Annotated in this window: 3 protein-coding genes; 1 reads left to right on the plus strand and 2 read right to left on the minus strand. The window is 50.2% G+C overall.

The features are described from left to right. Window positions 1–9 precede the first annotated feature (9 nt). A complete protein-coding gene (locus tag AEAC466_RS43320; RefSeq protein ID WP_023460281.1) occupies window positions 10–3,147 on the minus strand; it encodes a beta strand repeat-containing protein in 3,138 nt (1,045 codons plus the stop codon). A 321-nt stretch (window positions 3,148–3,468) separates the two neighbouring features. Here AEAC466_RS43320 and AEAC466_RS43325 point away from each other — a divergent pair, with 321 nt between their 5' ends. Beyond that, a complete protein-coding gene (locus tag AEAC466_RS43325; RefSeq protein WP_023460282.1) occupies window positions 3,469–4,089 on the plus strand; it encodes a DUF1796 family putative cysteine peptidase in 621 nt (206 codons plus the stop codon). Between the two features lie 103 nt (window positions 4,090–4,192). Here AEAC466_RS43325 and AEAC466_RS43330 read toward each other — a convergent pair. Continuing rightward, window positions 4,193–4,902 (minus strand): IS3 family transposase (locus tag AEAC466_RS43330; RefSeq protein ID WP_023460283.1); only part of this gene is annotated, 710 nt, incomplete at its 5' end.

The raw sequence follows: 4,902 nt of genomic DNA on the forward strand, positions 1-4,902 counted from the left end.
AGATTAAGGCTAACCGAAGGCGTGATCTGTACGATGTTCAGCGGCTCCATGCAGAATGTAATGCATTTCGGCTGAATGAAGATCATTCCCCAACGCTGCTTGTAGATCTGGATAGTTGGCCAAATATTGCGCAGCGTTAAAAGCATTCGTAGATCTGTGTTCCGATAACCCAAACTCAATATAGTGCCTTTCAGCTGACTTTATATCAGCGCCAAAAGCCGTGATCAAATCAGGGTTTGAAGCCAGATAGTCGAGTGGATCGAAACCAATTACCGAGCGTTGTTCGTTATAGCCAAACTGGATGTAGTGCATTTCGGCGGCTTGAGTGTTGCTGCCAAACGCTCTTATCAGATCAGGATTGGAGGCGATATACTCCAGCGCATCGAACGATGTCGTCGCACGATGCTCGCTGAAACCAGTCTCAACAAAGTGCAGTTCCGCAGCTTGTGTATTAGTACCAAAGGCGCTTATCAAATCAGGGTTGGAAGCTATGTATTCCAAGGCGTCAAAGGACGAAGTGGCGCGGTGTTCGGCATATCCATGTTCAACATAGTGCTTCACCGCTGCACCGCTATCAAAGCCAAAAGCCCCGATCAAGTCCGAATTGGATGCGAGGTACTTCAAGGCGTTAAAAGCATTGAGCGGCCTGCCCTCGCTGAAGCCATGGTCAATATAGTGCTTTCGGGCTGCATCCGTGTCGCCGCCCAGCCCGGCGACCAGATCCAGGTTTGAGGCCATGTACTGGTAGGCATCAAACGCGCTGGTGGTCCGATGTTCGGCATATCCATGTTGAATATAGTGCAACTCGCCAGCAAGGACGTTTGATCCTAAACCCTTTAATAAATCTAGGTTAGATGCAATGTATTCCAAGGCATTAAAGCTATCCACGGGACGATGTTCAGCGGCCCCATGCTCGAGGAAATGTTGAACGCCCGCAGTTGCGTTGGCGCCGAAGCCTAACAAAAGATCACGATTTGACGCGATATAAGCCAAGGCATCGAACGATGCGGAATCGCTCGAGGCTAGGTTCCTGTCCGCAAACTGCAGTCGCTCAATATTTTTCAGTTGGTCAAAGTCGCCGGTGGCTCTGTCGTAGACATACAACACACCGTTTTGCGAAAGGACGGAAGCCTTGTTGTAATTGAAGGCGAAAACAGCTGTATCCGTCCCGGCATCACCGTCAAGTATGTCGCTGCCGGCACCACCCATTAAAGTGTTGTTGTCCGCGTTACCTGAGAGGGTGTCGCCAAATGCGCTACCTTCAAGACCGGTGATTGCGATGAATGTGTCACCTGTTGCATCGCCTGAGTTGGACGCGGTATTGGCAAGATTGACGGTCAGGCCTGTCGTGGAGGTAACATAGCTTGCGATCGCGGATACATCTCCAGTGCCGTTTAAGACGTCTGCTCCAGCGCCGCCAATCAAAATGTCATTGCCTCCCTCCCCGATCAGGACGTCCGCTCCGGCCGCTCCGTTAAGGGTATCCGAGTATGACGTGCCTGTTATGGTGTCGTTCCCAGCAGCTGTCGTGACAGCTATTGACGAGGTGAGACCGCTTGCATCAATGGACGCGGAATAAACGGACCGCAACTGAGAATGCATATCCAGAACGCCACCTGTCCCTGAAAGGAAAAAGTACAGATTTCCGGCGCTACTATTTAAATAGTTCTCGACCGTCGCGAAAGAATTTAGGCTTTCAACATTACCCGAAAAATTTCCAGCTATCTGCAGCAGCTCGACGTTTGTGATCTTGGCGGACGTGAAGTCTTCGCCAGTAATCGTATCATAGCCGTCTCCCCCATCAATGTTGAAATTCACTTTACCGGTGCCCGTAACTCCGAAGGTGTCGTCGCCACTCCCTCCAATAATAGTACCGCTACCGGCAGAGTCTAATGAGATACTGTCATTACCGGTTCCACTGTCAATATATGTATTGCCAGATCCAACTGAAATGTAATCATTACCTGAACCACTATATATATGATAGTCCGCACTTCCCATAGCGTATATTGTATCCCTACCATCCCCTCCGTGTACAGTATCGGCATACGAACTTGCAGTATATACGTTATATCCACCATTTGACGCATTGCTTAGTGTAACATTTAACGCCGAAGTTACCCTACTTGCATCGATGTTAAGATCTGTACCCGATGCAATCTTATGCGAAAAATCAACCGTGCCGCCTGCGCCGACGAGATCTATGGCAACGACAGGGCTTGAACTGGCCGTCTGATTTCGTATCGAGCTAAACCCTTGAAGCTTGAAAGCTTCGCTCGTGAAGTTAGGGTAAATAACAAGATTTTCAACATTGCTGACTGAAACGTCTTGGAGAGATGTTGCTTCAATTGTGTCGATGCCGTCTCCACCGTCAATTACGAAACTATGCGTGCTTTCAGTTGGATTCAAAACAAACAGGTCGTTCCCAAGCCCACCTAAAAGGGTATCAGCCCCGCCGTTATGCGTGATAATCGTGTCGTTACCGCTTCCGCCGTCAACAAAATTGTAACCGAAGCCCAGGCTTATGCGGTCATCACCACCCTCTCCGTAAAATGCATTTGTGCTTGAGATATCTGTTAGGTTGGCATTTCCGGCATCGATCGTATCGTTGCCTTCACCGGCATGTACCGTATCTCCAGCCATACTGCTCGTGTAGCCATCGTCATGACTTGTTAGGGTGACGTTCGACGCTGACGTCAGCCCTACACTCGACACTTCAAAGCCCTGGCTGGAACTTGTCTTGCCGGCCAAATTGATTGTTCCGCCAGGCCCGTAGAGTGTGAGATAGATTGTCGCCGAATTGGTCGTTGTAGCGAAAAATGAAAATTGATTGGCCTGCGCAGCGGTGGCTTCGATCGAATTCGTCGTGGCCACGAGCCGTTCGACATTTGAAATGACCAGATCTTGGATACGCCAAGCGAAAAGGGTATCAAGGCCAGTGCCGCCATCCACTTTATAGTTGAGGATTTGCCCACTGTCGTGCAGGTAAAATATGTCGTTGCCATCCCCACCGTAGTATTCATCTCTATTCGCTACGGATGAGAAATTTTGTATAACATCATCGCCGTCGTTGCCATAGATTAAGTCAGTGTCGTCAGTGCCCGTTAACACCTCACCATTTGCTGTACCGTTGATGGTCGTCGACATATGATCCCCAAAGTTTCGCCGTTTTTCTTACGCGTTAACCGCGATAAGACTAGAAATCATCGGGCAAATTACGTCAAGAGAATGTGGCTGGCGTTTTAATTATTTTTACCCCGTCTGCTCTGAGCGATTTTGCCAGGTAGGGCGCAAGCTCGATGATGGTGAAGTTTGAAAGTATGAAACACTCGAACGGCGGGATGTTTTGACAGAACGATCTCGATTTGTTTCCTCTTGATCGGTATTGATTTTCTCCGATCTCGTTGCTTGGCACGCATTCAAGGCCAATTGAGCCAATTTTAAAATTGCGACAGGGAAGTGTAAATAATGGCTGAGTATTTATCCGTTGGTCTGAACTGTCAGCCGATCATGGCTGCGATTGAAGCCAAGCTGTTACCCGACCGTGCCGCAGGGAGGTTGACTTCGGTTTTCGACTTGTGCTGGACCACGCGCGAAGCACTATGTCATTTTATTGAAACCGGTTTTGATGACTTTTTTGATGACATAGATCTGATCGAAAACCCTAAAGGTCAGTTCAATACGCCGACGGGTGAATTACTGTATAGTTTTGTGTCGGACAAACCTTATGGCGATCTCATCGTCAACAAAAGATACGGAATGATTTTCAACCATGAGTCACCGGGTCACCCATTTCTGGCGGTCTCCGAAGGATGGGAATCTCCAAATAGGTTTAGTGAAAAAAACTTCTTTCATTTTCGAGAGAGGTATAGTCGCCGGGTTGACGTTTTTCTGTCGACCATTCAACGGTCTCTCAGAGACAATGTTGAGATTACCTTCCTGATGAAAGCCGGTCCTGACGATGCGCCGCATTTGGGACAAGTTATCAGCCAGACGTTTCCTGAACTACGCTTTAAACTCAGCACCACTGAGTTTCTCGACATAGACCTGCTAATCTACGACGACATCCGGTCCTATTTCGGCTATTGAGCGTTGACCGATTTAATAGGACGGTTCCGGCATCTGAGCTATGAGGTGGTCCCGGTTTCACGGACAGATTTGCGGCTTTGCTAAGCTTGTGCCTGTGGTGTGATTATGCCGCTTGCCTCGTTATTCCCGATCCCAGGTAGGCCTCGTCTGGTGTCTGTCCGCCGAGGGTCGAATGGGGCCGGTGTCGATTGTAATATTCGATCCATCTGCCGATGCCAAGTCGGGCCTCCGATCCGGCCTCGAAGACATGGAGATAGATGCAATCGTATTTCAGCGAGCGCCAAAGCCGCTCGATAAAAACATTGTCAAGCCAGCGTCCGCGTCCGTCCATGGACAGGCGGACGCTGGCGTCACGCAAGAGCTCTGTGAACCTCGGACTGGTGAACTGGCAGCCCTGATCGGTATTGAAGATGTCCGGCCGGCCGTGGTTCGCCATCGCTTCCTCCAAGGCGGCGATACAGAATTCGACATCCATCGTATTGCTGAGCCGCCAAGCCAGGACCTTGCGGCTGAACCAGTCCATGATAGCGACGAGGTACAGGAAGCCGCGGCGCATGGGTATGTAGGTGATGTCGGCACACCAAACCTGATTGGGCCGGTCGATGACCAAGCCGCGCAGCAGATAGGGATAGGTACGATGCTCCGGATGCCGCACCGTCGTTTTGGGCTTCTGGTATATCGCCTGCAAACCCATTCTGGCCATCAGGCGCCGGACACGTTTGCGCCCGACTTCATAGCCTTGGCGCTTGAGGTGACGCGCCATCTGGCGACTGCCGTAGAACGGGGTCTCCATGAACTGCTCGTTAATGAGCC

Source organism: Asticcacaulis sp. AC466 (assembly GCF_000495815.1).
GTDB lineage: Bacteria > Pseudomonadota > Alphaproteobacteria > Caulobacterales > Caulobacteraceae > Asticcacaulis.